The sequence below is a fragment of the Arthrobacter antibioticus genome (genome assembly GCF_030063205.1).
Lineage (GTDB): Bacteria > Actinomycetota > Actinomycetes > Actinomycetales > Micrococcaceae > Specibacter.
The window spans coordinates 60,401-86,615 of record NZ_JASISQ010000005.1 but is presented as its reverse complement, the minus strand read 5'-3'; the positions used below and the strand labels follow the sequence as shown (position 1 = coordinate 86,615).

The 26,215-nt window shown below is 58.2% G+C and carries 26 protein-coding genes; 8 read left to right on the top strand and 18 right to left on the bottom strand.

All coding sequences use genetic code 11. The annotated features are described in order from the left end of the window. Nucleotides 1-170 precede the first annotated feature (170 nt). Nucleotides 171-983 (top strand): HAD family hydrolase, encoded by an 813-nt coding sequence (locus tag QMG40_RS11960; RefSeq protein ID WP_283531284.1) that lies wholly within the window; start codon nt 171-173, stop codon nt 981-983. Nucleotides 984-1,098: 115 nt separating this feature from the next. Here the strand turns inward: QMG40_RS11960 and QMG40_RS11955 are convergent, their stop codons facing one another. The 3 genes from QMG40_RS11955 to QMG40_RS11945 form a co-directional block, all read right to left on the bottom strand. Continuing rightward, nucleotides 1,099-1,197 (bottom strand): 30S ribosomal protein bS22, encoded by a 99-nt coding sequence (locus tag QMG40_RS11955; RefSeq protein WP_074712200.1) that lies wholly within the window; start codon nt 1,195-1,197, stop codon nt 1,099-1,101. 113 nt (nt 1,198-1,310) lie between these two features. After that, entirely contained in the window at nt 1,311-1,547 is a 237-nt protein-coding gene (locus tag QMG40_RS11950) for a helix-turn-helix domain-containing protein (protein WP_283531283.1), read from the bottom strand. Between the two features lie 136 nt (nt 1,548-1,683). Continuing rightward, the gene (locus QMG40_RS11945) at nt 1,684-2,811 is read right to left on the bottom strand and encodes a 3-deoxy-7-phosphoheptulonate synthase (protein ID WP_283531282.1); all 1,128 of its coding nucleotides are present in this window, start codon (nt 2,809-2,811) and stop codon (nt 1,684-1,686) included. A gap of 664 nt (nt 2,812-3,475) precedes the next feature. Here QMG40_RS11945 and QMG40_RS11940 point away from each other — a divergent pair. Beyond that, nucleotides 3,476-3,745: a hypothetical protein gene (locus QMG40_RS11940; protein ID WP_283531281.1), complete on the top strand. Its 270-nt coding sequence runs from the start codon at nt 3,476-3,478 to the stop codon at nt 3,743-3,745. Nucleotides 3,746-3,750: 5 nt separating this feature from the next. Here the strand turns inward: QMG40_RS11940 and QMG40_RS11935 are convergent, their stop codons facing one another. The 5 genes from QMG40_RS11935 to QMG40_RS11915 form a co-directional block, all read right to left on the bottom strand. Beyond that, nucleotides 3,751-5,010 carry an NAD(P)/FAD-dependent oxidoreductase gene (locus QMG40_RS11935; protein WP_283531280.1) on the bottom strand — a complete coding sequence of 420 codons (1,260 nt, stop codon included), beginning with the start codon at nt 5,008-5,010 and terminating at the stop codon, nt 3,751-3,753. 111 nt (nt 5,011-5,121) lie between these two features. Then, a complete protein-coding gene (locus tag QMG40_RS11930; RefSeq protein WP_283531279.1) occupies nt 5,122-5,802 on the bottom strand; it encodes a DUF1961 family protein in 681 nt (226 codons plus the stop codon). Nucleotides 5,803-6,105: 303 nt separating this feature from the next. Further along, nucleotides 6,106-7,446 (bottom strand): NADP-specific glutamate dehydrogenase, encoded by a 1,341-nt coding sequence (gdhA, locus tag QMG40_RS11925; RefSeq protein ID WP_283531278.1) that lies wholly within the window; start codon nt 7,444-7,446, stop codon nt 6,106-6,108. Nucleotides 7,447-7,608: 162 nt separating this feature from the next. Further along, the gene (locus tag QMG40_RS11920; protein WP_283531277.1) at nt 7,609-8,385 is read right to left on the bottom strand and encodes an ArsR/SmtB family transcription factor; all 777 of its coding nucleotides are present in this window, start codon (nt 8,383-8,385) and stop codon (nt 7,609-7,611) included. 136 nt (nt 8,386-8,521) lie between these two features. Next, nucleotides 8,522-9,670 (bottom strand): acetoin utilization protein AcuC, encoded by a 1,149-nt coding sequence (locus QMG40_RS11915; RefSeq protein WP_283531438.1) that lies wholly within the window; start codon nt 9,668-9,670, stop codon nt 8,522-8,524. A gap of 199 nt (nt 9,671-9,869) precedes the next feature. Between QMG40_RS11915 and QMG40_RS11910 the strand changes: the two genes are divergently transcribed. The 5 genes from QMG40_RS11910 to QMG40_RS11890 are packed head-to-tail and all read left to right on the top strand — an operon-like array spanning nt 9,870 to nt 13,705. Then, nucleotides 9,870-11,222, top strand: coding sequence for a TrkH family potassium uptake protein (locus QMG40_RS11910; protein ID WP_459253003.1), 1,353 nt, complete (start codon nt 9,870-9,872; stop codon nt 11,220-11,222). Then, entirely contained in the window at nt 11,215-11,901 is a 687-nt protein-coding gene (locus tag QMG40_RS11905; RefSeq protein ID WP_283531276.1) for a potassium channel family protein, read from the top strand. The genes QMG40_RS11910 and QMG40_RS11905 overlap by 8 nt, the downstream gene beginning before the upstream one ends. Nucleotides 11,902-11,952: 51 nt before the next feature. Beyond that, nucleotides 11,953-12,462 (top strand): methylated-DNA--[protein]-cysteine S-methyltransferase, encoded by a 510-nt coding sequence (locus QMG40_RS11900; RefSeq protein WP_283531275.1) that lies wholly within the window; start codon nt 11,953-11,955, stop codon nt 12,460-12,462. Further along, nucleotides 12,459-13,079 (top strand): RNA polymerase sigma factor, encoded by a 621-nt coding sequence (locus QMG40_RS11895; protein ID WP_283531274.1) that lies wholly within the window; start codon nt 12,459-12,461, stop codon nt 13,077-13,079. Before QMG40_RS11900 ends, QMG40_RS11895 begins: the two co-directional genes overlap by 4 nt. Next, entirely contained in the window at nt 13,076-13,705 is a 630-nt protein-coding gene (locus QMG40_RS11890; protein WP_459253000.1) for a methylated-DNA--[protein]-cysteine S-methyltransferase, read from the top strand. The genes QMG40_RS11895 and QMG40_RS11890 overlap by 4 nt, the downstream gene beginning before the upstream one ends. 74 nt (nt 13,706-13,779) lie before the next feature. Here the strand turns inward: QMG40_RS11890 and proC are convergent, their stop codons facing one another. The 7 genes from proC to QMG40_RS11855 all read right to left on the bottom strand — a co-directional run bounded on the left by proC (nt 13,780) and on the right by QMG40_RS11855 (nt 22,731). Continuing rightward, a complete protein-coding gene (gene proC, locus QMG40_RS11885; RefSeq protein ID WP_283531272.1) occupies nt 13,780-14,616 on the bottom strand; it encodes a pyrroline-5-carboxylate reductase in 837 nt (278 codons plus the stop codon). Nucleotides 14,617-14,900: 284 nt separating this feature from the next. Continuing rightward, nucleotides 14,901-15,737 carry a sugar phosphate isomerase/epimerase family protein gene (locus QMG40_RS11880; RefSeq protein WP_283531436.1) on the bottom strand — a complete coding sequence of 279 codons (837 nt, stop codon included), beginning with the start codon at nt 15,735-15,737 and terminating at the stop codon, nt 14,901-14,903. Beyond that, nucleotides 15,724-16,746 carry a Ppx/GppA phosphatase family protein gene (locus QMG40_RS11875; protein WP_283531271.1) on the bottom strand — a complete coding sequence of 341 codons (1,023 nt, stop codon included), beginning with the start codon at nt 16,744-16,746 and terminating at the stop codon, nt 15,724-15,726. Before QMG40_RS11875 ends, QMG40_RS11880 begins: the two co-directional genes overlap by 14 nt. Nucleotides 16,747-16,904: 158 nt before the next feature. Next, on the bottom strand, nt 16,905-19,670 hold the full coding sequence (gene topA, locus QMG40_RS11870) for a type I DNA topoisomerase (protein WP_283531270.1): 2,766 nt from the start codon (nt 19,668-19,670) through the stop codon (nt 16,905-16,907). A gap of 125 nt (nt 19,671-19,795) precedes the next feature. Next, nucleotides 19,796-20,545, bottom strand: a complete 750-nt coding sequence (locus tag QMG40_RS11865; protein ID WP_283531269.1) for an MgtC/SapB family protein — start codon at nt 20,543-20,545, stop codon at nt 19,796-19,798. An 87-nt stretch (nt 20,546-20,632) separates the two neighbouring features. Then, complete coding sequence (locus tag QMG40_RS11860) at nt 20,633-22,282, bottom strand: DUF7059 domain-containing protein (RefSeq protein WP_283531268.1); 1,650 nt, start codon at nt 22,280-22,282, stop codon at nt 20,633-20,635. A gap of 29 nt (nt 22,283-22,311) precedes the next feature. Beyond that, nucleotides 22,312-22,731, bottom strand: a complete 420-nt coding sequence (locus tag QMG40_RS11855) for a VOC family protein (RefSeq protein WP_283531267.1) — start codon at nt 22,729-22,731, stop codon at nt 22,312-22,314. Nucleotides 22,732-22,851: 120 nt separating this feature from the next. On the opposite strand from QMG40_RS11855, the gene QMG40_RS11850 reads away from it, so the two are divergent. Beyond that, nucleotides 22,852-23,832 carry a helix-turn-helix transcriptional regulator gene (locus QMG40_RS11850; protein ID WP_283531266.1) on the top strand — a complete coding sequence of 327 codons (981 nt, stop codon included), beginning with the start codon at nt 22,852-22,854 and terminating at the stop codon, nt 23,830-23,832. Nucleotides 23,833-23,892: 60 nt separating this feature from the next. Here the strand turns inward: QMG40_RS11850 and QMG40_RS11845 are convergent, their stop codons facing one another. The 3 genes from QMG40_RS11845 to trhO form a co-directional block, all read right to left on the bottom strand. Beyond that, nucleotides 23,893-24,474, bottom strand: a complete 582-nt coding sequence (locus QMG40_RS11845; protein ID WP_283531265.1) for a DUF421 domain-containing protein — start codon at nt 24,472-24,474, stop codon at nt 23,893-23,895. A gap of 74 nt (nt 24,475-24,548) precedes the next feature. Then, nucleotides 24,549-25,064, bottom strand: a complete 516-nt coding sequence (locus QMG40_RS11840) for a tetratricopeptide repeat protein (RefSeq protein WP_283531264.1) — start codon at nt 25,062-25,064, stop codon at nt 24,549-24,551. 213 nt (nt 25,065-25,277) lie between these two features. Then, nucleotides 25,278-26,171 carry an oxygen-dependent tRNA uridine(34) hydroxylase TrhO gene (gene trhO / locus QMG40_RS11835; RefSeq protein ID WP_283531263.1) on the bottom strand — a complete coding sequence of 298 codons (894 nt, stop codon included), beginning with the start codon at nt 26,169-26,171 and terminating at the stop codon, nt 25,278-25,280. Nucleotides 26,172-26,215 lie beyond the last annotated feature (44 nt).

Genomic DNA, 26,215 nt, shown 5'->3' with positions numbered 1-26,215 from the left:
TAGTCAAAGTGTGTGGTGCCGCATCTGTTCCTTTGGCAGCGTCAGGACGGGCTCTGCTGCGTAAAGAGCGGGTTTCTCCACCAAACGGTAAATGAAAGTTTCACCACAGTTAACCGCTGCCTCCGGTGGCGGAGCGGGCAGAGCGTGTCTGGATTGACTAGACTCATTCCATGCCCGACGTGATTACCAACAGTGCCGAGGCCGCCTCGACCACTGCGCAACACCAGGGTGAGGCCGCTTTCTTTGATGTGGATAACACATTGATGAAGGGTGCCAGCTTGTTCCACGTGGCACGAAAAATGTATCAAAAAAAGGCATTCACGTTGACTGATGTCGCTGGCTTCGCGTGGAAACAAACCAAATTCATCATGCGCGGCGAGAACATGAACGACGTTCATTCCGTTCAGGACTCAGCACAGAAGTTGGCCGCTGGAATCAGTGCCGATTTTATCCGCCAACTCGGCGAAGAAGTCTATGACGAGATGATCGAATCTAAGATTTGGCCCGGCACCAAAGCCCTGACGAAAGAACACCTCAAATCTGGGCGGCAAGTGTGGCTCGTGACAGCCACCCCTGTTGAGGTTGCTGCTGTCATTGCGACTCGGCTGAACCTTACGGGCGCCCTTGGCACTGTGGCCGAGATAGAAGACGGCATCTACACCGGCCGCCTGGTGGGTGAGATCCTCCACGGCGCAGCAAAGTCACGTGCCGTGCGTGAACTGGCACACAGAGAAGGTGTGGATCTTTCGCGCAGCTGGGCCTACAGCGACTCTTACAACGACATCCCGCTGCTAACAGCCGTAGGTAATCCGGTTGCCATCAATCCCGACGCCAAGTTGCGAAAGCATGCACGGGAAAATAATTGGCCCGTTTACGATTACCGTTCAGGCCGTCGGGCCGCAACTCTGGGCCTACAAGCCGCAACGGGTGCCGGAGTGGTCTACGGATTGTGGAAAGGCATCGCGATGGTGCGTAAGCGCTAAATGATGCTGGCCACGTACTAAACCGGAAGCAGAAATCTCACACGCTAAGTTTGCTTGGACATAAAAACACCCGCACACCACAACGGTGAACGGGTATTTTTGTGAAGACGAAGCTTTACTTCTTGTTACGACGCTGGTGACGCGTCTTACGAAGCTGCTTACGGTGCTTCTTCTTGGACATCCGCTTGCGGCGCTTCTTAACTACTGAACCCATGAAAGTTCCTCACAAACTGCATAGAACAACCTCGAATGAGGCCGTAAACGATTAGGTTGACCGATCGCAGGAATCGGTCTAGCCGAAAATGGATCTTTCCTAGGGTACCGCCTTTACCCTGTATGCGCCGAACCGGAGGGGCCGTGAGTCTCTGTGCCATCCACCACGGCCGAGCGCAAATAGCTCTCAACTGCGTTGGCAGGCACCCGATATGACCGGCCAAAACGTACGGCAGGCAGTTCTCCAGCATGAACCATGCGGTAGACGGTCATTTTGGACACGCGCATGAGCTCGGCCACTTCCTGAACCGTCAAAAAGGTCACATTGGAGAAATTCTGCTCCTGCGTCATCGCTGTCCTCGGTATCCATTTCCATTAGAAAAGATCTAGCTGCCGGAGCACAGCACCTTCCGCTCCTAGAGCTAACTGTAGGTGCTGAAGGTGCTTATGTGAAAGCTGTTCCCTCGAATGACGACCTGAGAGCGTGCTAGCCCCTCTTCTCTGTACGGCGTGCACTGGAGGCGTAAGCCAACTTTGCCAGCACCTCTGCCGTTACTTCCCAGTCCATGCAGGCGTCCGTGACGCTCTGCCCGTAGACCAGCTCTGAACCGCCGGCGGCAATCTGCTCCACGTTGAGGTTCTGGGCTCCGCCTACAAGAAAGCTCTCCAACATGACCCCGGCAATGGTGTGCGCCGAGGCGTCACCCGCTTCCAGCTGGGCACCAATTTCCAACGCAACCTGGGCCTGACGGTGGTGACTTTTCCCAGAATTTGCGTGACTGGCATCAATGATCAGGCGTGGATTGACTCCAGCCGTTGTCGCAGCCGCCGTGGCCTGGGCGACGTCAGCGCTTCGGTAATTCGGTGCGTCGCGCCCACCACGCAGGATGATGTGCGCATCCAAGTTCCCGGAGGTGCTGACAAGGGCGGCCCGGCCATCGGCGTCGATCCCTAAGAACGACTGGGCAGCCAACGCGGCGTTGCACGCGTCAAGGGCCACTTGAAGTCCGCCGTCGGTCCCGTTCTTGAAACCCACCGGCATGGACAGCCCCGAAGAGAGTTGGCGGTGAATCTGACTTTCGGCAGTCCTGGCCCCTATGGCGCCCCAGGAGATAAGATCTGCCGTGTACTGCGGGCTGATCGGTTCAAGGAATTCGGTGCCGGTAGGCACGCCCAGTCGGGCAACCTCCAGCAAGAAACTACGCGCCAGCTCAAGTCCCCTGGCCACATCGTGGCTGCCATCAAGTCCTGGATCGTTGATCAGCCCCTTCCAGCCCACAGTGGTTCGGGGCTTCTCAAAGTACGCACGCATCACTATCAACAGGTCCGCTTGATGCTCCGTAGCCACTTCGGCGAGCCGGCGAGCGTATTCCAGCCCGGCTTCGGTGTCGTGAATTGAGCAAGGACCAACCACCACCAGCAGTCTGTCATCGAGCCCGTTCATGATGGCCCGAACCTGATCACGGCCGCGTTCGACGACGGTGCTGGCGTAGTCGTCGATCGGTAGCTTAGCGGCCAACTCCGCAGGAGACACCAACGCGGTGAATTGGCTGACACGCAGGTTGGCTGTGGTGTGCGGCGTGGCCGGGATTTTTTTGGCTGCTGTAAGGCTCATGGAAAGAATTTCCTTTGGTGGGAGCTGGCAGCGAGCCCCCACTTCGGAACCCGCTTGAAAATAGCGAAGGACAGAGAAAGATTTCTCTGTCCTGTTGGCTCTGAAGGTGATTGGATGCGTGTCAGTTAGACGCAGGCCCCTCCAGAGCCAACGAAAAATACGCATACCAACGGTTTGTCATGCACACACCATACTCCCGAATTTATTCGGTCAACAAATCTGTTTCGTCACAAAGCAGCCCTCAGCCTGTCAGCAAATGTGCAGATCTTGCCCGACCTGAATTGCTCGCAGCGGTGGTAGCCCCGGATCGCCTCATCATCGCCATATCTATCCACACTCATGCTGCCCTAGGGGTCGCTGTCCTGGCCGCCGGCGCCGGTGTATATATGCAAAGAGCCAACAGCTGCCTCCATGCCACAATTCCAGGAGCTACGCGCCGTCGCAGAGCTCACACGCGGAGCGGTTTAAGTTGGCTTCCACTCACGAGGTTCCCTAGCATTGCCGGGATTCACTCCGGGGATGCCGTTGAATCCGTAGAGACCGATCTGCACGGCGCCCACGACATCGAAGGCGATGACACTTCCACAGTGAGCATCACGCCCAGGGTGGGGCCACAGTTGTAAGCGCCTTGACGCTCTGTGCACCTGCTCAGATGGAACGATTCGTGAGCGTTCACGGCACTGCTGTGCTGGGCTCGCTGGAGAACAGCGGCGCCTTTGTGCGCGTACTGGAGGCAGTGCGCACGGCCGAGGCTCCCCAAATCATCCCCGCCACGTACATCAACTGCGTGGGAGAGGGGCAGGATGCATACCCAGTCATCGCCGATGCTGAGGCGTGGATAGGGCGCGCGATGTGGGCGCAAGCCACTTTTGCCGAACTGGGCGCCCGTGGGCCCGCCACCACAAGAACTGAAATGGTAGTGCGGACCCACTGAGCGTACTAGCGCAGGGGGTTGAAGTGGCGCATGCTCGGTGGCGGGGTGTTTGCCGTCATTTGTGCGGCAATCATTTTGCCCGTCAGCGGACCTAGCGCGATTCCCCACATACCGTGGCCGCCGGCAACGTGGACGCGCGGAGACCTTGTGGCCCCTACCAATGGGAAACCGTCGGTGGTGCACGGCCGCGCCCCCACCCATTCTTCGGCACGGTTCTCCCAGTCAATGCCTGTGAACATGGGAGATGCGGCCTCCACGATCGCCTTGATGCGCCGCGGATCCAAGGTTGCATCAACGTTGCGAAACTCCATCATCCCCGCAACCCTGAACCTGTCCCCCAAGGGTGTGCAAGCAACACGCTGCGCCGGAAAGTAGATGGGGTGACTGGGCATGGCTTCGGGAACCACCGTGAAACTGTAGCCGCGACCAGCCTGAACCACGGCTTTCACACCAAATTTACGCGCAAGGGCACCCAGCCACGCACCTGTGGCGAGGACGACGGCGTCGGCCGTAAGTGAGCGTCCTTCCGAGCCAATCACTTCCACTGCGGTGCCGGTGTCACGGACGTCAAGAACGTTGAAGGAATTCACCAGCGTGGCGCCTCTGGCCACCACAGTCTGCGCCAGGGAGTCCATAAACGCAGGTGGGTTAATGAACTTTTGATTGCGGATTTCTATTCCGGCAACAACACCAGCACCCAGGGTGGGTTCCAGCTGCCGGATCTCATCCCCGGTGATGAGGTTGAAATCGACCTGGCCGCCCGTTTCGCGGATCACGTGGAACTCTTTGACGAGGGCGTCACGGTCCTTCAGTGAAGCGAATCCAGTCAGGAACGGTTCGGCTGGATGAGTCGTTTCAGTCAGCGGAGGCGTCCCGGCGGCAAGCTCGTCGAAGGCATCGATCCCAGTGCGGCCGATTTCGGCAAAGACTGCCATGGCCGCCCGCCATCTCGCTGGAGTGCAGTTCCGGGCAAAGCCAAGAAGGAATTTCAATAGCGAGGGGTCAGTGGAAAACGGAATATACAGCGGGGATGCCGGATCCAACATGGCCTTGAGCCCATATTTCAGCACGGCTGGCTCGCTCAGCGGCAATGTTAGTGCCGGAGTGATCCAGCCTGCGTTTCCCCACGAGGAACCTGCGGCCACACCGCCACGGTCAACGATGGTGACTTTAATGCCGTGCTCCTGCAGATACCACGCAGTGGACAGCCCAATGATTCCTGCACCAACAATAACCACATGCTCAGGCGCCTTTGCACTGACCACGATTCACTCTCCTCGCGCGTTGGCCGGCCACTTTACTGCCGGTACTAGCACCAGCCTAACCGCGTTTGGGTTGGAGGTTCTCGCACTCACGCGGATCCAAGGATTGCACCCTCAATCCAGCTCAGTGACCACAAGATTTCTATAGGCTGCCCGCAACGGTGCCATCTGCCGAAACCCTATATAACCGCCGCCTAACTGCGGCCCTGTGGAGGGATCGTCGTCCATCCAGTCAAAAATGACAAGATTATTGATGCGCAAACGCACCCGGGCACCGTCCTTACACACTTCCATCCGGTAAAAACCGTCCGCTTCTTCAGGTGGCGGCAGCGGATCTGCCCCTTGGGCAACCAGGTGCGCGCCGGGACTTTTGCGCAAATTACAGGTCCGAAAGGCCCGTTCAGAGGCAAATTTTCGCCGATGGTAAGAGACATGCAACGTATTGATATCCGAGGAATGATACTGCGGATAAACGCCCTTGCGCGAGGCAAGTTCCGGGGAGAATAAATCCAAATTCTCCCCGCCTTCTGCACTAAAGAACAACATGGCAAGACCCTGGCCCTCCAGAGGGTAGTATTCCCAGGAAATCCGGATGCGATCGGGGAATTTTTCCGGACACCACAAGAGGAAGTGGGCCTGTTTGCCGAGTTCCTCCGCGCCCGCAGAGCTGCTCAGCACAGCACCACCCTCGCCATCAGCGACGGAGACCGGCCCCTCCCCCACCCAGTCCGCCAACGAATCAGCCGACATCTTATTGCTGTACAGGATGCGTTCTGGTTGGCTGGAGGCACTCATTTGTGTCCCCGGAGACGCAGAATCCTGCACCGGAGCGGCTCGGTCCCGAAGTAGCCACAGGTGGCTCCGTCTCCCACTACCCCGTCACCGGGGCCACCGGTGCCACTACTCTCGCCGCTCAGCAGGGTTCTCATTCTCCGACTCTCAGTTTCAGTTTCAGTTTCAGTTTCAGTTTCAGTTTCAGTTTCCATGTGCGGTGTTCTGGCATACATATATAGTTCCGCAATAAATGCTGCTACGGCGCGCCCCGGGATGATCCGGGACGCGCCGTCGAGTGTTCAGAGACTTTGTACAGAAAAGCCCTTAGATGAGCCCTTGGGCCAGCATGGCGTCAGCAACTTTGACGAAGCCGGCAATATTGGCGCCGACCACGTAGTTCCCCGGTGATCCGTACGTGTCCGCAGTTTCAGCGCAACGGTCGTGAATGCCCACCATGATCTGCGCCAGGCGAGATTCCGTGTGCTCAAACGACCATGCGTCCCGGCTAGCGTTTTGTTGCATCTCCAATGCGGATGTTGCAACGCCACCGGCGTTGGCTGCCTTGCCGGGTGCGAACAAGATTCCGGCTTCCTGGAAGACAGCTATGGCGCCGCTGGTGGAGGGCATGTTGGCCCCTTCCGCGATGGCTGTCAGCCCGCTTTTGACCATGCGGGTGGCGGACTCGGTGTTGATCTCATTCTGCGTTGCACAAGGCAGAGCGACCGAGGCGTTAACGTCCCATACGGAGCCGCCTTCAACGTAGCTGACAGAAGCGCCACGGCGCACAGCGTATTCCTTGAGTCGTCCACGCTCTTTTTCTTTGATCTGGCGCAACATGGGAACATCAATACCGTTCTCATCCACAATGTAGCCGGAGGAATCAGAGCAGGCCACTACTTTGGCGCCGAGCTGTTGTGCTTTGGCGATCGCGAAGGTGGCAACGTTACCGGAACCTGACACCACAACGCGCTTGCCATCAAGGGAGGTGCCGCGTGTTTTGAGCATTTCCTGAGTGAACATCACAGTGCCGAAACCCGTGGCTTCTGGACGGACAAGCGATCCGCCCCAACCAATACCCTTACCAGTCAATACGCCCGATTCGTAGCGATTGGTGATGCGCTTGTACTGGCCGAACAGGTAGCCGATCTCCCGACCACCAACACCAATGTCGCCCGCCGGGACGTCGGTGTACTCGCCAATGTGGCGGTACAACTCGGTCATGAAGCTCTGGCAGAAACGCATGACCTCACCATCAGACTTGCCACGCGGGTCAAAGTCGGAACCGCCCTTGCCGCCGCCAATGGGCATACCCGTCAGGGCATTTTTGAAGATCTGTTCGAAGCCAAGAAACTTCACAATGCCCAGGTACACCGAGGGATGAAACCGTAGCCCACCCTTGTACGGGCCGAGAGCTGAGTTAAACTCGACTCGGAAACCGCGGTTGATCTGCACGCGGCCGGCATCATCCATCCACGGCACGCGAAAGATAATCTGCCGCTCGGGTTCGCAAAGACGCTGGAGAACCGCTGCATCTACGAATTCTGGATGTTTATCCAAAACCGGGCCCAGACTTTCAAACACTTCCAGAACAGCCTGGTGAAATTCTTTTTCCCCGGGGTTGCGTTCTAGAACCTGCTCGCGAATGGCTTCTAACCTAGTATCCATGCGTCTCCTGAAAGGGTACGGCGCCGATGCACGGCGCATAAATATGCTCAATGGCAATTTTCCAGTCAGGCATGCACTTCGACTAATTTTGCTCAATAATCGAAACAGTATGCAAGATCATGCGTATATTATTAGTTCAGGACGAACATTCTGTGGTACTTTTCAGTCTTTTCGTCGCCTGAATGTAGGTAAAGCTGGGAGGTTCGCCAGTAAATCAGCAGCCTTGTTCGCCGCTCGGCCCACGCTGCGGCTAATTTGCCCCTGCACACCTCCGTCGGCCTCGCTCGATTGCACAACGCCCACCTGCGCTGAAGAGCTGGGGACGGCAATAAGCGAAGACTGACGGGGGGTTGCACCAGTGCCGTTGACAGTATTTTTTGCAGTCTGCGCTCCGGCGGCTATGTCTGCTCCGGCGGCTATGTCTGCTCCGGCGGCTGCCTCAGCGGCTAGAACATTAGCGGCATGAGAAGGCAGGCGATTCACAGCCGCTGCACTGACAGATGGCCTAACTATCTGCTGCCCCCTCTCTTCTCGCTCCGGAAGGAGTGCCGCCTTGGGCACCAGCTCAGATAGGGCCGCAGGTAGGGCCGTCTCAACGCCGTAATCGACTTTTCCGGGCTGCGCACCAGAAGCGGAAACGCGAGCAGCCGCTGAACTCGTGCTGGCGCCGTCAGGGGCGCCTGCGCCGAGCGATTCCAGCCAGAGCGAGACCAATGTCAAGGGCTCGGTGTTAATGCCGTAGAAGCGTTTCTGCCCCTGGGCTCGCATAGTCACCACTCCGGCCTCACGCAGAACACGCAAGTGTTTGGACACTGTTGGCTGCGAAACCCCGAGTTCATCCACCAGCTGGCCCACAGCTTTGCTCTCCTGGGCCAGCGCTGCCAAGATGTCCCGGCGGGTGCTTTCGGCAATTACCGCGAAGACTTTTTCTGCAACCATTCCACTACCCTAACGACATATGTCCGGCACAGCATCTTGAAAGATAAGATCCGCCGGTGCCTATGTGCAAAATGATCCGGACTGGTTAGGTTCTGCAGAGATTACTTCGGCGATTTATTCCGCAGGCTGGCGGGCACTAGTCAAACCACGGGTCAAGCCCGTACAAGGGAAAAACGGCTTTTCTGGTGGCCATGACTGTGCGATCCAACGCATCCGATGGGTTGTACCCAACTTCCCATGAGCGCCACCACGTATCAGCGTCTTCACCCATCAGCAGCGGAGCGACTTTGCCGTATTTTTCGGCCACGTAGTTTCGCCACGAGTCGGGTACGGGGGTGCGCAGCGGTACCGGTTTTCCGGCCACTATCGCCATCAGATGTGACCAGACCCTTGGCACCACGGAGACAATGTTGTATCCACCGCCTCCGGTGGCGATCCAGCGACCACCGCACACCTTATCGGCCAAGGCGGCGATGCTCAGGGCTGCCTCTCGTTGACCGTCTACCGATGTGTTTAGGTGGGTCAGCTCATCGTCTCGGTGGGAGTCACAGCCGTGCTGGCTGACTATAACTTCGGGGCCGAAGGCTTCAACGAGTTGAGGTACCACGGCGTGGAAGGCTCGCAACCAGCCGGCATCCGAGGTGCCCGCTGGCAGGGCGACGTTCACGGCTGAGCCCACAGCCTGCGGGCCGCCTAGATCGTTGGCGAAGCCCGTGCCGGGAAACAGCGTCAGGCCTGTTTCATGTAGTGAAATTGTTAGCACGCGCGGATCATCCCAAAAGATGCGTTCGGTGCCATCCCCGTGGTGCGCGTCTATGTCGATGTAGGCAACTTTAGAAACACCGGAGTCCAGCAACTTCTTGATGGATAACGCCGTGTCGTTGTAAATGCAGAATCCACTGGCCTTTTCCGGAAAAGCGTGGTGCATACCACCGCCGAAATTTACCGCCCGCGGGACTGCACCACTGATGAGGGCGTTGGCGCACACTATTGATCCACCGCCAAGCCGTGCACTGGCTTCATGAATTCCAGCAAACGCCGGGTCGTCTTCGGTGCCTAGCCCGTGATCAGGATCGGTCAGTGTGGGGTCATCTCCAACCCGGCGCACCGCCGCAATGTAGTCAGGGGTATGTACGGTGGCCAGTTCGTCGTCAGAGGCCACGTAAGACTCAACAACATCCACCTGTGGCATATCGAAGATCCCCAGCTCTCGCGCCAGCGAGGCAGTAAGGTCAAGGCGCTTGGGCGACATGGGATGATTTGGGCCGAAGTTGTACGCAGACATAGCTGCATCGCAGACTATGCTTGTCGGGACGGCCACTGGCCCTGAGCTGACAAAGGATGACATTCCTCACAGGCTACCGAAGTCTGGCCACAATTGCCGTATCCGCGGCATCTAAATAGTTTCTGGCAGGAGGGGCAATAGAGCGTTGAGCGCTAATTCGACACTTTCCCAGCGGCTGCCACAATGGCCTTTAAGAGTTGTGGTGAGCGTCCGCGACTTTGTTGACAAGGTTGCCAACAGCTCACCTGCCAGATTGGCGCTTATTGTTTTTGCCCTGGTCATCCTTGCCTTCACCCTAACGTTGTGCCTGCCCGCAGCGTCCCGTGACGGCCAGCCAACGGCTTTTCATGACGCATTGTTCACAGCCGCTTCAGCTGTCTGCGTGACGGGGCTGACAACTGTTTCAACTGCCTTGCACTGGTCTTTTTTTGGTCAGCTCGTCATTTTGATTGGTATTTTTGTTGGTGGTCTGGGCATCCTCACGCTGGCCTCCCTGATGTCACTCATGGTGAGCAAGCGCCTCGGTGTGCGTGGGAAACTTATTGCCCAAGAAGCCATGAATGCCGGGCGGCTAGGTGAAGTTGGTACCCTGCTGCGCATTGTTATCAGCACCTCCGTAGCCATTGAACTGGTGCTTGCCCTTGCACTGGCACCACGCTTTCTCATCTTGGGAGAGTCCTTGCCGGAGGCAATCTGGCATGCGGCCTTCTACTCCATCTCCGCTTTCAACAATGCTGGTTTCACACCACACTCAGACGGAGTTGTCCCCTACGAGGCGGACCTGTGGATCCTGACCCCGCTGATGATTGGCGGGTTCATCGGCAGCCTCGGTTTCCCAGTGTTGATGGTTCTGCTGGCCACCGGATTCCGCTTCAAAAAGTGGACCCTGCACGCCAAGCTCACCATTCAGGTCTCTTTGATGCTTCTTCTCACTGGCACCATCCTGTGGGGTGCCATGGAGTGGACTAATCCGGACACCATTGGCGGGTTAAGCGTGGGAGATAAAATCACGCACTCTCTGTTTGCTTCGGTGATGACACGCTCCCTTGGTTTCAACTTGGTGGATATGAATTCCATGCACTCCTCCACCATGTTGCTCACCGATGCCCTGATGTTTGTGGGAGGTGGTTCCGCCTCAACGGCCGGCGGTATCAAAGTCACTACACTGGCCGTGATGTTCTTAGCGATCGTCGCCGAGGCGCGAGGGGATAATGATGTAAAAATCTATGGCCGTACCATTCCCCAAGGCACCATGCGGGTCGCCATTTCAGTGATCATGATGGGCGCAACGTTCGTAATGATCGCCTGCGGTTTGCTGTTGGCAATCTCTGGGGAAAGCCTTGACAGGGTACTTTTTGAAACCATTTCGGCATTTGCCACGGTGGGCTTGAGCACGGGGCTCAGCGGTGAGCTGCCGCCCTCGGGCAAGTATGTGCTTAGTGCCATGATGTTCTTTGGTCGCGTCGGTTCCATCACTCTGGCAGCCGCTTTGGCCTTGCGTCAGCGTCGTCAGCTGTTCCACTACCCGGAAGAAAGGCCAATCATTGGCTGAGAAAATAGACTCCAGCAATCGTCCCCCGCACAACGCGCCGGTACTCGTCATTGGGCTGGGCCGCTTTGGGGCAGCCACCGCTCACCAACTTGTCAAACAGGGACGTGAAGTGCTGGCTATTGAGCGTGACCCCGCCCTTGTGCAGAAGTGGGCCGGCGTACTCACCCACGTGGTTGAGGCGGACGCCACAAATATTGATGCCCTCCGCCAGCTCGGCGCACAGGACTTCAGCTCCGCCGTCGTCGGAGTGGGTACCTCCATTGAATCCAGCGTGCTCATCACGGTGAATCTAGTGGACCTGGGCATCGCACACCTGTGGGTTAAAGCCATCACACAGTCGCACGGGAAAATCCTCACCCGAATTGGTGCCAATCACGTCATTTATCCTGAGGCTGACGCTGGCGTCCGTGCCGCACACTTGGTGGGCGGGCGAATGCTTGACTTCATTGAGTTCGATGACGATTTCGCCATCGTAAAAATGTACCCACCCAAGGAAACCCAGGGCTTCACTCTCGAGGAGTCCAAGGTGCGCTCCAAGTACGGGGTGACGGTGGTGGGAGTGAAGTCCCCGGGTGAAGATTTTACCTACGCACAGCCGAACACCCGGGTTTCCAGCCGGGACATGCTCATTGTCTCCGGCTATGTTGACCTCCTTGAGCGCTTCGCCTCCCGACCCTAAAACTCACGTTTTCCCATCGCGCCGCGTCTACAGGACAAGGAGGTAATTTTGATGCTCAGGCACTCAATTTTTGACTCGCCTTTGGGCCTGTTGACGGCAGTGGCGAACGACGGCGTACTGGCAGCTGTGTACATGGCGGAACATGTGCGCCGCCCGGCATTGGCTACGTTTGGTGAACGGGTGGCTGGCTCTGCCTGGCCCGTTCTGGCTGCGACGGAGGCACAATTGGGCGAGTACTTTGGAAGTGACCGGCGTACATTTTCCATTCCGTTGGCGCCGCAGGGCAGTGAATTCCAGCATCGTGTCTGGGCTGCGCTTAGTGAAATTCCTTTCGGTGAGCTACGCAGTTACGGTGAGCTCGCCGCGTTGTTGGGCGATAAATCTATGGCCCAAGCGGTGGGATCAGCCAACGGCCGCAACCCCATCAGCATCATCGTGCCGTGTCACCGGGTGGTGGGGGCCAACGGCTCCCTCGTTGGCTACGCAGGTGGACTTGAACGCAAACAGTTCCTGCTTGAGTTGGAAAACCCGTTGAGGTTCCACACAGAAGCGCTCTTTTGAGCACCGCTGCCGCGTTGCCACCCTTTGAAACTCTTGTGAGCGCCCACGGCGCCTGCGTATTGCGGGTGGCCCGGGGACTGGTGGGAGTTGTTGACGCCGACGATATTTGGCAGGAAACGTTCCTAGCAGCCTTGCGCGTCTACCCAAGCTCAACGAACGTGCACAACTGGGAGGCCTGGTTGGTCTCGATCGCCCGGAACAAGTCCATTGACCACCACCGTAAAGCTCTCAGGCTCCCCATCCCCATGAATAACCCCCTGGACGGCTTTGGGTCCATTGCTGGCGCATCCCGGGACGGGCGGCCACCGGATGCCAGCCCGGTCGGGTCCCCACGACCGTCAGGAGGTGCTTCTGGCGACAATGGCTGTGACAGCGTGGTGCGCGCAGTGGAAGCCGGTGAGGCTGCCACTGAGGTATGGGCGGCGCTAGCCAAGCTGCCACCAACACAACGGGAGGCGGTGGTTTATCATCATCTGGCCGGGCTCCGCCATGCTGTGGTGGCCGAACTTTTGGGCAACTCCGAGGCTGCTTCACGGCGAGCCTCTGCGGATGGGATGAAGACGTTGCGCACGCTACTATCGCCACCGGAAACTAGCGCCACCGGAAGAAAAGGATGACAGGGATGCTCTCTAGGCATGAAGTACCTGAACGGCTCGAGTCCTTACACGATGCAGAGCCTACGAAACTGACGCACTTGGGCCGGGCACTGTCTCAGGCAGCTGTAGCTGCTGGGCTCGTCGATGTTGCTTACAGGATTGTGGACTCTCCTGTTGGAGAGTTACTCCTGGCCGCGACGAGTGCCGGTTTGGTCCGTGTGGCTTTCGCGCGGGAAGGCCACGAGGCAGTGCTGGAATCATTGGCAGCAACTATCAGCCCCCGCGTTTTATTTGCACCTGGCCGGCTGGATGATGCCGCCAGGGAACTTGAGGAGTACTTTGCGCACCGGCGCCAGTCCTTTGACCTACCCCTGGATTTCCGGCTGACTCAGGGCTTCCGACGCGAGGTCCTGGGATATTTGCCTCGTATTGCCTACGGCCACACAGCCAGCTACGCCGCCCTGGCAGCCATGACCTCAAGCCCGCGTGCGGTGCGGGCCGTAGGAACTGCCTGTGCCCGCAATCCTCTCCCGCTAGTGGTCCCGTGCCATCGAGTTATCCGTACCGATGGAGGACAGGGAGCCTATCTGGGCGGGCCGGAAGCCAAAGCAACCCTGCTGGCCTTGGAGCTGGAATTAACAACTTAGCCCCTGACAGCCTCAGCGTCCGCTGGCAGCCGCACCAGTGGCCCAGCTGCCACCGGCGCCGTTCGCAGTGCCGCCTACTTTGAGTTGAGCTCTTCGGTGATCTGAGCGGCCCTGGCAGCAGCGGCCCGAGCACCAGTTTTGATAACTTCTCCCAGATTGTCCCGTTCGAAGCTTTTAATGGCCTGTTCGGTAGTGCCGTTGGGGCTGGTGACAGCACGACGCAGCTTTTGTGCATCGGCACCGGGCTCGGTCAGCATGATGCCCGCGCCTGCGACGGTTTCGCGTGCCAGCACCTGAGCGACTTCGGGGGTAAGGCCCATGGCTTCACCAGCGGCAGCCATGGCCTCGGCCAGGAAGAACGTGTAGGCGGGTCCGGAGCCACTGATGGCCGACACCGCGTTTTGTGCCTCCTCAGGTACATCCAGGACCACGCCAGCGCCATTGAAGATCTCGTGAACTGCGTTCAGGTGCTCCTCCTTGACGGCGGAGCCAGCAGAAAGGGCGACCACTCCGCGGCCCACCTTCAGCGGCGTATTGGGCATTGAGCGCACAGCAGGCTGCCCGGGTAAGAGTGCGCTTTCCATCTGCGCCAAGGAAACAGCAGCCGCGACGCTGACCACTACCGTATGGGAATCCAGGGCCTGGGCAACTTCTAAGCACATATCCATGATCCCGATGGGTTTAACCGCCAGAATCACTACACTGGCACCCTCGACGGCCTGGACGTTGGCCCCGGCTTCCTCATTTGTGGCCATAGCGGTGACGCCGTGGCGACTGGCTAGTTCAGTGGCCCGCTCCGGCCTGCGAACAGTAACAACCACTGACTGCGGAGATACACCGGAAGCCAACAAACCAGCAAGAATAGCTTCACCCATGGAACCACAGCCAAGAAATACAATCTTTTTCATCATCGTTCCATACTTCTATGCTGGGCCAAGGCATGCAAACGCGCGGTTGCTGCAGCCAACGAATCCCGCCAATAAATAGCCGTTCAGGGCAAACGCACAGCTTGTGCCCCGGCAATTCCCAAACGGGGGACGTATTCTTTTAATTACCTCATAAGGGTGCGAGTGATGATCGGATTGACCTTGTCCTGAAGGTCAATCAAATCGCCGGAGACCTCGCCAGTGAATCCCCCCTCCACTGGTGAAGCGTCTCCGGCGATTTCACGTTAACGCGCTGTTTAGCGCCGGCCCTATTTGGCCTTCTGGCCCAAGTGCATCCGGGCAAACTCCAACGTTTCCGCCAGCCATTCTTCGCGCTGCCCGGCTCCCTTGGCTTTGCGGGTGGATATTTCCGCCACCACTGCGCCGTCGAACCCGTTGTTGGCAATGTGCTCCAACACCTCAACACACTCTTGAGTGCCGTGACCTGGAATCAAATGCTGATCCTTGGTGGAGGGTGAGACACCGTCAGTGAGGTGAATGTGCCGCAAACGTGAACCCAAGGCCTTCACAGCGTCAAGGCTGGAGGCTCCCGCAGAAGCTGCATGGGAGAAATCCCAGGTGACGTCTTTGTAATCTTGCGGAACCGGATCCCAATGCGGCAGATATGCTAACGCCTCGCGGCCGCGCAGCCTCCACGGGTACATGTTTTCAACAGCGATCTTGACCCCAAACGCATCAGCAATGTCACGCACACCCTGGGCGAACGTTTCCGCGTAATCGTTTTGCCAGCGGAACGGCGGATGCACCACAACAACGTCCGCGCCAACATCCACAGCCATTTGCGCGGAGCGCTGGACTTTATTCCATGCACTGCCCCAGACCTGTTGAGTCAGAAGCAGTGTAGGGGCATGGATAGCGAGAATGGGTTGCTCGTAGCGCTCCGAGAGCCGCATCAGTGCTGACGCATCCTGACTGTCGCCGTTATGCGTCACAAGCACCTCAACGCCGTCGTACCCGAGGTCTGCAGCCACGGCAAAGCCGTCATGAACCGAGAGCGGATACACCGAGGCGGTGGACAGTGCCACAGGAATGTGAGCGCGGGCCACACCGAAATCATCAGCGCCTTGATCGTCAGTGGAATTCATGGGTGTTTGGGTCATTTTTTCCTTGTTTTGTCTCCGAATTGCTCAGCTTACCAACGTGGGCGGGCGGGTCCAGCGGGCCGTCAAACACCAACTGATCAAGGCGGCGTAAAATCAGCCCTTCACGCAACGCCCACGGGCTAATCTGCATGCTCGTCACATTGAACATTTCTAATGCGGTTTGTGCCACCAGCGCCCCGGCCAGCACCTGTGGGGCTCGTGCGGCGGACACTCCTGGAAGGTGCAGCCTGTCAGCCGAGGACATTGCCGATAACCGTTGAGACCATAACCCTAAGTCACTTAGGTGCAGTTCCCTGCGAACATAGGGTCCCATGGACGACGGCGCTGCTCCCGTTATGCGTGCCAGTGCCCGGAACGTCTTGGAAGATCCAGTGACAATATTTGGTGCGCCAAGAGTCTTGGTGGCGGCCACAGGATCCTTCAGTGTCTCTTTGATGTGCTTGCGCAGCCGTTTCACACTCTTGGCCGTGGGAGGATCCTCCTCCAGCCATTCCCGGGTCAACCGGCCCGCACCTAGCTGTACCGAATGTGCCAGCTCAGGCAACTCGTTGCTGCCTTGGGAGATTTCAAAGGACCCGCCGCCAATGTCCAGATTCAAAATCGTGCCCGCACCCCAACCATGCCAACGCCGCACAGCAAAGAAGGTCATAGCTGACTCTTCTTCACCGGTGAGTTCGGTCAGCCGGATGGTGGTTTCATGTTGCACCCGCTCCAGCACTGCGGCCCCGTTGGTTGACTCCCGGATGGCGGAGGTACAAAACGCCAACAGGTCCTTGGCCTTGTGCTTGGCCGCGAATTCCCACGCTTCAAGAATGAACTCAATCAGTTCATGTTGGCCTTCATCACTGATGTTGCCCTCGGCATCCAAGTATTTCACCAGGCTCAACGGCCGCTTGTGCGAGGCGTATGGCACAGGATTAGCCCCCGGGCGGGCATCAACAAGGAGCAGGTGGACAGTATTTGAGCCGATATCGAGCACGCCTAATCTCATGAGGCCATTATTCCCCCTCCACCCCCTTTCCACGCCAATGGCCGCACCGCTCCTCCCACCCGAGGTGGGTTTGTGTCAGGATATGCACCATGAAAAAGCAGCCCCGCGCTCCCTTTCGGGAATGCGGGGCTGCTTTTTGCGGAGCGCTTTTCTCTTGATTACTTCTTAGCGGCTGCTTTTTTCTTGGGTGCAGCTTTCTTGGCTGGCGCTTTTGTGGCCCGCTTAACAGGTCCACGCTCACGTTTATCGGCCAAAAGTTCAACGGCGGTTTCCCGGGTCAGCTCCTCAACATCAGTACCGCGAGGCACAGTAATGTTGGTGATGCCGTCGGTGATGTAGGCGCCGAAGCGGCCTTCCTTGACCACAATATTTTTCCCTGAGACGGGATCTTCACCGAACTCAGCCAGCGGAGCCACTGCTGCACGAGCTCCGCGCTGCTTGGGCTGCGAGTAGATCTCCAGCGCGGCCTCCAAGGTGATGCTGAAGATCTCCTCCTCAGTGCCGATGGAACGTGAGTCTGAGCCCTTCTTCAGATAGGGTCCGAAACGGCCGTTTTGAACCGTGATTTCATTCTCTTCAGCATCGGTTCCTAGGACTCGAGGCAGGCTCATAATCGCCAGCGCCTCCTCCAAAGTGACACTGTCAACGCTCATGGTTTTAAACAACGAACCAGTACGCGGTTTGGCCTTGACTGGCTTCTTCGCGGGCTTTGGTTTCCCGTTCTTGTAGTACTCCACCGGCTGATTGGCGATCTCTTCTTCTGTCATCTCCGGGATCAGTTCGGTGACGTAAGGACCGTAGCGGCCGTTCTTGGCAACAATCGTGTGCCCGGAAACGTCGTCAATACCAAGAACACGCTCTTCGGGGGCGGCTGTATCCATGAGTTCTTGCGCTTTATCAGGCGTGAGCTCATCCGGGGCCAGGTCCTCGGGCACGTTGGCGCGTGCGGCCTCAATGATCTCGCCGGTTTTGGCATCCAGGGTGGGGACGGTGCTCTCCAGATACGGACCAAATTTGCCCACCCGCAGTACCAGGGTGTCGGTGATGGGCATGGAGTTGATGTCCCGTGCGTCAATCTCGCCCAAGTTATTGACAATGTCTTGCAGTCCACGGTTGCCGTCATCACCAAAGTAGAAGTGCTTGAGCCAGTCGGAGCCCTGCTCTTGGCCGTTGGCAATCCTGTCCAAGCCTTTTTCCATGCCGGCGGTGAACTCGTAGTCCACGTAGTCAGTGAAGTGCAGTTCCAGCAGGCGCACCACAGAGAACGCAATCCAGCTCGGAACCAGAGCCGAGCCCTGTTTGCTCACGTAGCCGCGGTCCATGATGGTGGACAGGGTCGAGGCGTAGGTGGATGGGCGGCCAATGCCGCGTTCTTCCATTTCCTTCGTCAGCGACGCTTCGGTAAAGCGTGGCGGTGGTGAGGTGTCATGGCCGTTGGCCTTGACTTCGGTGGCGCTGAGAGTGTCCTTTTCCTTGACGTTGGGCAGGCGGCGGTCCGAATCCTCGGAGTCGTTGCGGGACTCGTCACGGCCTTCCTCGTAGGCAGCCAGGAAGCCGCGGAAGGTGATGACAGTACCGGAGGCAGAGAACTCCGCATCCTGACCATCTGCAGCACCGCCGGAAGCGGTGGCGCCCAACTTAATGGTGGCCGTGGAACCTTTCGCATCAGCCATCTGGGAGGCAACTGTGCGCTTCCAAATCAGCTCGTACAGTTTGAACTCATCCTTGCCCAAGGCGCTTGCCACTTGTGCCGGGGTGCGGAATGAGTCACCGGCGGGGCGGATGGCCTCGTGCGCTTCTTGGGCGTTCGCGCTCTTGCTGGCGTAAACCCGCTTGGCGGCGGGCACAAATTCGGGGCCGTACAGCTCCGAGGCCTGGCGGCGTGCTGCGTTCACTGCCTCATCGCTGAGCGAGGATGAATCGGTACGCATATACGTGATGTAACCGTTTTCATACAGACGCTGGGCTGTCTGCATGGTGGATTTTGAGGAGAAGCGCAACTTGCGCCCGGCCTCCTGCTGCAGGGTCGAGGTCGTAAACGGCGCAGCGGGACGGCGGGTGTACGGCTTGTGCTCAACTGAGCGGACGGCGAAGGGCGCATCTTGCAGGGCTGAGGCGAGAGCCTTGGCGGCAACCTCGTCCAGGTGGGCAACGTTCTTGCCCGTCAACTCACCCTTGTCGTTAAAGTCCCGTCCTGAAGCCACCCGTTTGCCATCCAAAGCGGCCAGTTTGGCGTTGAACGGCTCTTGACCGTCCACTGGAGCGAACGTACCAGCTAGGTCCCAATAGTTGGCGGTACGGAACGCCATACGCTCACGCTCACGCTCAACCACCATGCGGGTTACCACGGACTGAACTCGACCCGCCGAGAGTTTTGGTGCCACCTTGCGCCACAGCACCGGGGACAGTTCGTAACCAAACAAGCGGTCAACCACACGGCGCGTTTCCTGCGCATCCACCAAGTCAGTGTCCAGCTCCCGCAGGTTCCCGAGAGCGCGCTGCAGTGATTCCTTGGTGATTTCCGCAAATGTCATCCGGTGCACCGGCACCTTGGGCTTGAGCACCTCAAGTAAATGCCACGCGATGGCTTCGCCTTCGCGATCCCCATCAGTTGCGAGGTAAAGTTCGTCGGCGTCTTTGAGCTGTGCTTTGAGCTCCGCCACCTTCTTTTTCTTGTCGGAAGAGATGACGTAGTAGGGCTTGAAATCGTTCTCAAGATCCACGGCAAACTTACCGATTGAAGACTTCTTCAGCTCCGCGGGCAGCTCGGAAGGCTGCGGCAGGTCACGGATGTGACCAATGGAGGCTTCGACGACGAAACCCTCGCCCAGGTACTTGGCGATGGTCTTGCTTTTGGCCGGGGACTCTACAATTACGAGCTTTTTGCCGGTCTTGGGCTTGCTGGCTGCTGCCTTGCTGGGCACTGTACTCCTACGGGGAATGAAAGGTGGACGAACGGCGTCCCCAAGAGCCTAGTTCACCATATTTTTGTCACGAACGCGTATTGGACCCAAATCTGAACGCAAAATCTAGGCCCCACACACCGTCGCTATTCGTTCTCATCGTCAAAGGAAATAGCCTTAATACCGGGTAGCGCCGAAAGCTCTTGGAGGAGCGTCCCACGTGGCGCCAGTCCCTCAATTTCCAGCTCAACTTCGATAAAGTCAGTTCCGTTGGCATCAGTTTCGTCATTGAGCACCCGGCCTAGTACCCCGCTGCCTGAATGTTCCAACGGCCGTGTGGTGAATCCCTGGACCTGAAAGCCAAGACTCGTACAATGTTGCAGGATTTCTCGCAGGGCACCTGTCCCGTCCACATACGTAACCTGCAGCGCGTGGTAACGCCGTCCGGATACCCGCAACCGCGCAATGACCTTGGCATACACCACTACCACCAGGAAATATGCACCGGTGGCGAAGACTGCTGGCAACACGAGCCCGGCCCCGGCTGCCGAACCCACGGCGGCCGTGAGCCAAACTGAGGACGCCGTGGTCAGCCCCCGCACCTTGTTTCTGCGCACAAACACCAGCCCTGCGCCAATGAAACCAATACCTGTCACAATCTGTGAAGCCACCCGAGACGGATCCAACCGGACCAGATCAACCTCAAGCACATCAGAAAATCCGTATTTGCTGACCACCACAAAAAGCGCCGCACCCAACCCAACGAGGGCGTGAGTACGCATGCCTGCTGACTTGTTGTTGATCTGCCGTTCCAGCCCAATCAGCGTGGGAAGCACGACGGCGGCAAGCAAGCACAGCAAAATGGCCCACCAAGGAGCATTGCTGGCCAACATCATATCGACTGCCTCATTCAGGTTCCCTTATTGTCCTCGTGCCGTGCCCTCACCGTACTACTCCACTGCCGTCCTGCGGGCCCACTGCTGTCATGCGGGGAGGAGAAAGCCATCGCGCACCAGGTTGCACACCTCGGAGTAGAGGTTCCGGGAAAATTCGGCGTCAGGCCGATCCAGGAGATCCGCGAGCGCACCAATCAGCGCTGCTACGGTGAGATCGCCGTCGCTGGCGGAGACGAACCCGGCGAGTTCGGTGCTGAGCAAGTTGGTGCGGCGCAGCCCAGCGCCCTGCCGCAGCAGGATGACTCCGGGATGTTCGGCGCCCGGGCGTTGATGGCGTTCCTCGGTGACATCCTCAGCCGCCACAAGGAGTTCATCATGGATGGACTCTCGGTGCTCCAGCCACCTTTCCCGGTCCAACGCGGCGGCCAGGTGGGGACCTACGGGTTGTTCAATGGGGTACAGAATTTCCTCAAAGCGCGCTTCTGGCACACCCTCCCCTGCAGCGGGTGTGCGCAGCAAGATGTAGCCGAATCCAATTCCAGCCACGGCACGGGAGGCAAAGTCCAGCACATAGTTCTCGTAGGCGGTCACATAAGCCTGGGACTCCCGCCCTTGGGAAGCATCCTGCAGCCACGTTTCGGCGTAGCCGCCGGGACTGACCTGCTCTCGCTGGATAAACCAGGCCTGTACCCCCTCTGGTATCCACAGACGGGGGCGGTCGGACCACTCAACTGGGGCGCCGGCGTCGTTCGCGGTGGTCTTGATCTCCCAGTTGCCCAACATTTGCGCCGTACCACCGGGAGCAAGAACTGCAGGTAGTTCCCGAACCAGCCTCTCCACTATTGCATCCCCGGCCAGGCCGCCGTCCCGGTAGGTGAACTGTTGGCCCGCATCTTCACCGAAGTGACGAGGAGTGATGACGAAGGGCGGGTTGGAAACAATGAGATCGAAGCTCTCCCCGGCGACGGGCTCCAGCAAGCTGCCAAGGCGCAGAGAAACGCGCGGGGCAACCCGCTCTGGGTTCCCGGCAGGGTTCACATCATTGGGCTCCAAGTCACCAACGTTGAGGCCCAGTGCGGGAGCGTTCAGGAGCAGATTGAAACGGGTGAACGCTAGCGCGCGGACGGAAATATCGGTGGCTACAACGGTTTTGGCGTGCTGGAGTAGATGGAAAAGCTGGATGCCACAGCCCGTTCCCACATCCAATGCCTTATTTACTTCACGGCGGATGGTGCCCTGAGCCAAAGTCAGTGAAGCCTGCCCGATGCCCAAAACATGATCATGACGCAGAACCCCGGGACGCTGGTGTGCGCCGAGATCGCTAGCCACCCACAGATTTGTATCATTTCCACCTTTCCCGTCAGCCGGCCAGCCATAAGGACGCAGATCGATGGCAGCGCGCACCCTGTCCGCACCCGGAACCGCTTCAATGAGCCCAAGCAATGAAAGCGTCTCGATGCTCAAGCTGGGCAGTACCACGCTCAGCTCCTTGTTCTGGATGTCTTGGGCCAACAGCCAAAGCTTGCACACAGTTGCCAGTGGCTCCGTACTCTCACGCAACACCAGAACGGCGGGCACTGTCTGGTCCCTGCCCAAGGCTTGGTGAGCTTCCTCACCCAGGAGCTCCGCCACGCCGTCGACCGTGTAATCAAGGGCGAGCAAATCGGCAGCCAGGGCGGCTAGCAGGTCAGGGTTGTCGCTGCGCGGGGCATCTGGCACTGTGGAGAAGTCAGTCATACACCAAGCTTAACGACTCTTTCAGGCGCTTAGACGCTGTTGCGGCGCGTCCGCATTTCTAGGAAGTGCGGGTTTGTCATCACACCCAAAATGTTGCCGAAGGGGTCAATGAACGATGCAGTGGCGAACCCGGATTCGCGCTCCGTCAACGGCTCATATTCGCTGGCTCCCATTGCCACCAGTTCATTCACAGTCGCGGACAGGTCATCCACATGCCAAAATGCCACGGCACCGCCCGAACCGCTGGAGGCTGCGGACGGTGCATACTTGCGATCGATGAAACCAAGCTCGGCTTGGTCCCCGCCAACTCTAAACTCGATGTACGCCGCGGGCGCAGGCTGCGCAGGAAACACGTAATAAGGTTCGACCCCGAGCAACTCGGTGTACCAGTGTGCTGCCGCGACCAGGTCGTCCGCGTAGAAACTTATAGTGGCTAGTCCTTGAAACATCGTTGCTCCCTTTGCTGATGCGGTTATCTGAGCAGGTGTGTGGCTGCTCACTTGATATCCATCAGCATGACGGATGAAAGTGCTCACCTGGTGAGCACTTTCATCTGTCAAACTTATGCCATGAGAGCGGACAGGCTGCTTGCCACGTTGTTGCAAATGCAGGCCCGCGGCCGGGTTACCGCCGCCGAAGTCGCAGCAGAGCTCGAGGTGTCTCTGGCGACCAGCCGGCGTGATTTCGTGGCGCTGTCCACGGCGGGCATTCCTGTGTACGCGCAACCAGGGCGTGGTGGCGGCTGGACATTGCTCGGTGGTGCTCGCACGGATCTGACGGGCCTGACTTTGGGTGAAGTAAGGGCCCTGTTTTTGCTCACAGGTTCTGCCGCAACATTGGATTCCACGGCGCGTTCTGCTCTGTCGAAGCTTGTGCAGGCCCTGCCCCAGACCTTTCGCGCTCAGGCTCAAACGGCGGCCACTGCCATGGCTCTGGATCCCACGCCGTGGGGTGAGCATGAGCACCTCCGCCCCGAACCGGTTGCTGCACTTCAGGACGCCATTGTTGCTGGCCGCAAGGTCACGCTCGAATATGAAAATCATGCCCATGAATTAACCCGACGCTTGGTTGACCCGTGGGGCGTAGTTAGCAAAAACAATATCTGGTACCTCATCGCCGGAACCGAGGCGGGGCAGCGCACGTTCCGTATAGAGCGGATCATTGAGACAGTAGTTAGCGACCTTGCCTCTACCCGTCCCAGCAACTTCGAGCTGACGCGTGAATGGGGGCTTATAGTTGAGGACCTCGAGCAGCGACGCTCCCTGGTCCAAGCCACAATACTTACCGATCCTGGCCTGGTTCTGCCACTTCGCGAACATTTTGGCCGTCACTGCCAGGAGCTCGGCCTCGATGCTGACGGACGGGTTCGGTTGCAAGTCGCGGCGCCAATGGCCCGCTCGATCGCAGAACAGCTCGCGGGTTGGGGAGGTGGCGTGGAAGTACTGGAACCTGAAGCGGTCAAAACTCATTTGGCCGCTCTAGGGGCGGAGTTGGTTCACTTATACGACCCTAATCCAGCAGGGCGTCCGCAGGCTCAGCAGGAGGGTTGACGCTGTCTTTTTTCGGCGTTCACACAGGTTGCGCTCGGGCAAGCAGTAGCCGGGGGAGGACTAGGGGACGGCTAGATATGATGCTGGAATTAGCTCCGCACCCTTCACATTGGCAAGAAACTCCGGTTCAATAGGGAAACCTGCTCGCAACACACTGATTTCTCCTGTCGATTCAAGGATCACACAGGCGACTTCCTTGCGGCTGCGGATACCGGCCACGCGTAGCCGCGCGGTAATTTCCGCCTCCGAGACGTGCGTTCTGCGAAGGTTTGAGACAACGATCTCGCTTCCAGCCATGAGCAGATACGCGCGGTTATTGACCGCGGCTAGGCCTCCGGGAAAGCGGCGCAGCTGCCCCGTGAGCGCCTGCAGAACCAGCAACGTCACCAAGCCCAAGGCTCCGGCCACCAACGTAGGGGTGTAACCCAGTATTGCCCGTCCCACAACAGCGCCGAGGGCAACCGCGGCCGCGAGATCAAAGCTGGACAAGTTCGCCATAGTGCGCTGGCCCATGAACCGAATCAGAAGCAGCACAAGAGCGTACAACCCCACTGCGGAGAGCACTACCCGGCCAGCATCGCCCCAAGTCAAGCCAAATTCATTCCACATGATGCTGCCTTCCTGAAGATCTATTTCTGTCATCCTGGCGCTACCTGGCACCAACAAACTTATGCAGATTCCTTTATGCCGATGACCGGTTACTTGATTGCTCGGCGTTACGTGCCTGAGGCAGGTGCTTCGTTTCTGTCCAGAGACCGGATGTAAGCTGCGTTTCCGCTAATAGCGCTCTTGTAACGATCTATATCGGAACTTTCTACGTAGTCCACCGTCAGCTCGAGTAGCGAAGCAAAAGCTTCATTTGCTCGTCCCTCCGCATGGAACGTGATTGCTTCAAATACAGCCAACGCAGGGGAATCGGGGAACTCTTTGCGGGCTGCTGCAAAAACATCACGGGACTTCCCGAACTCACCCACGTTCCGGAGGGTGGAACCATATTGAACATAGCATCGGCGAAGAAGATCACCTTCCAGACCGGCCTCAAGAGCTCGCTCGTAAAACCCCTGCGCTACTTGTTCTTGACCTGCCGTGTCATAAGCGCCCGCAACCTCATAAAGCACGCGAGCGTTCTCGGGATGAGCTGCATGGAGGCACAGCACAGCCTCGATCGTTGGCGCCATGTTGTTGCGGTCCCGGGTGGCTAAAAGATGGTCAAGCTCGTCATTCAAGGTCATGCCGATCATTCTCCCACGCACCGATAAAGCGGGAGGGCGCCGGTAGTCCTACACTCACCAGATTCCCACGGGAGGCTGTGGAGGGCATGGGCGTGGGTGGGCCCACGCGCCCGGGGGACCCGGCACGAGCTTGCGAGTGTTGGGAGGGCGTGGGTGGGCCCACGCGCCCGGGGGACCCGGCACGAGCTTGCGAGTGTTGGGAGGGCGTGGGGACTAGTCGGTGCAGCCTTGGGGGCAGAGCAACGTTTCGGGTGTGCTGGCGCAGTCAGCACAGTAAAGATTGAGATTTCGACAGCTTGGGTTGGAGCAGTTCTCAAACTTATTGCTGGGTTTATTGCATCGGATGCAATGGCCGATTTCTAGAGCTTCGTCACTGAATTCAAGGTGCATGCGCTTGTCAAACACATAGAGCGAGCCTTCCCACAGGCCTTTGTCCTTGAACGTTTCTCCGTAGCGGACTATGCCGCCGTCCATTTGGTAGACCTCTTTAAAGCCACGGTTGATCATAAGCGAGCTGAGGACTTCACAGCGGATCCCACCCGTGCAGTACGTGACAACCGGTTTGTCTTTGAGCCCGTCGTATTTACCGGAGTCCAGTTCCTTGATGAAGTCTGCTGTGGTGGCGACGTCCGGGACTATGGCATCTTTAAACTTACCGATTTGGGCTTCGAAAGCGTTGCGGCCGTCGAAGAACACAACTTCATCGCCGTTGGCTTCCTTGGCGGCAACGAGCTCGTGGAGTTCTTCGGGTTGCAGGTGAGTGCCCCCTCCCACGACGCCGTTTTGATCTACTTTGAGCTCACCGGGCGCGCCGAAGCTGACAATTTCCTCACGGACTTTCACACTCAGACGAGGAAAATCATCCCCCATGCCATCGGACCATTTGATGTCCATGTCCTTAAAACCGGGATACTCACGCGTGGCTTTTAGGTATTGTTTCAGGTCTCTGATGTCACCACCCACAGTGGCGTTGATGCCATCCTTGGAGATGATGATGCGACCCTTGAGGTGCAGCTTCTCACCCAACGCGCGCTGCCACAGTCTGATCGCCGTCGGATCACTGAGCGGGGTAAAACCATAAAAAAGCACAATTTTGTTCATCGACACGTCTTAAAGCCTACTTTGCGCCACCAAATGCCGGCATTCACGGC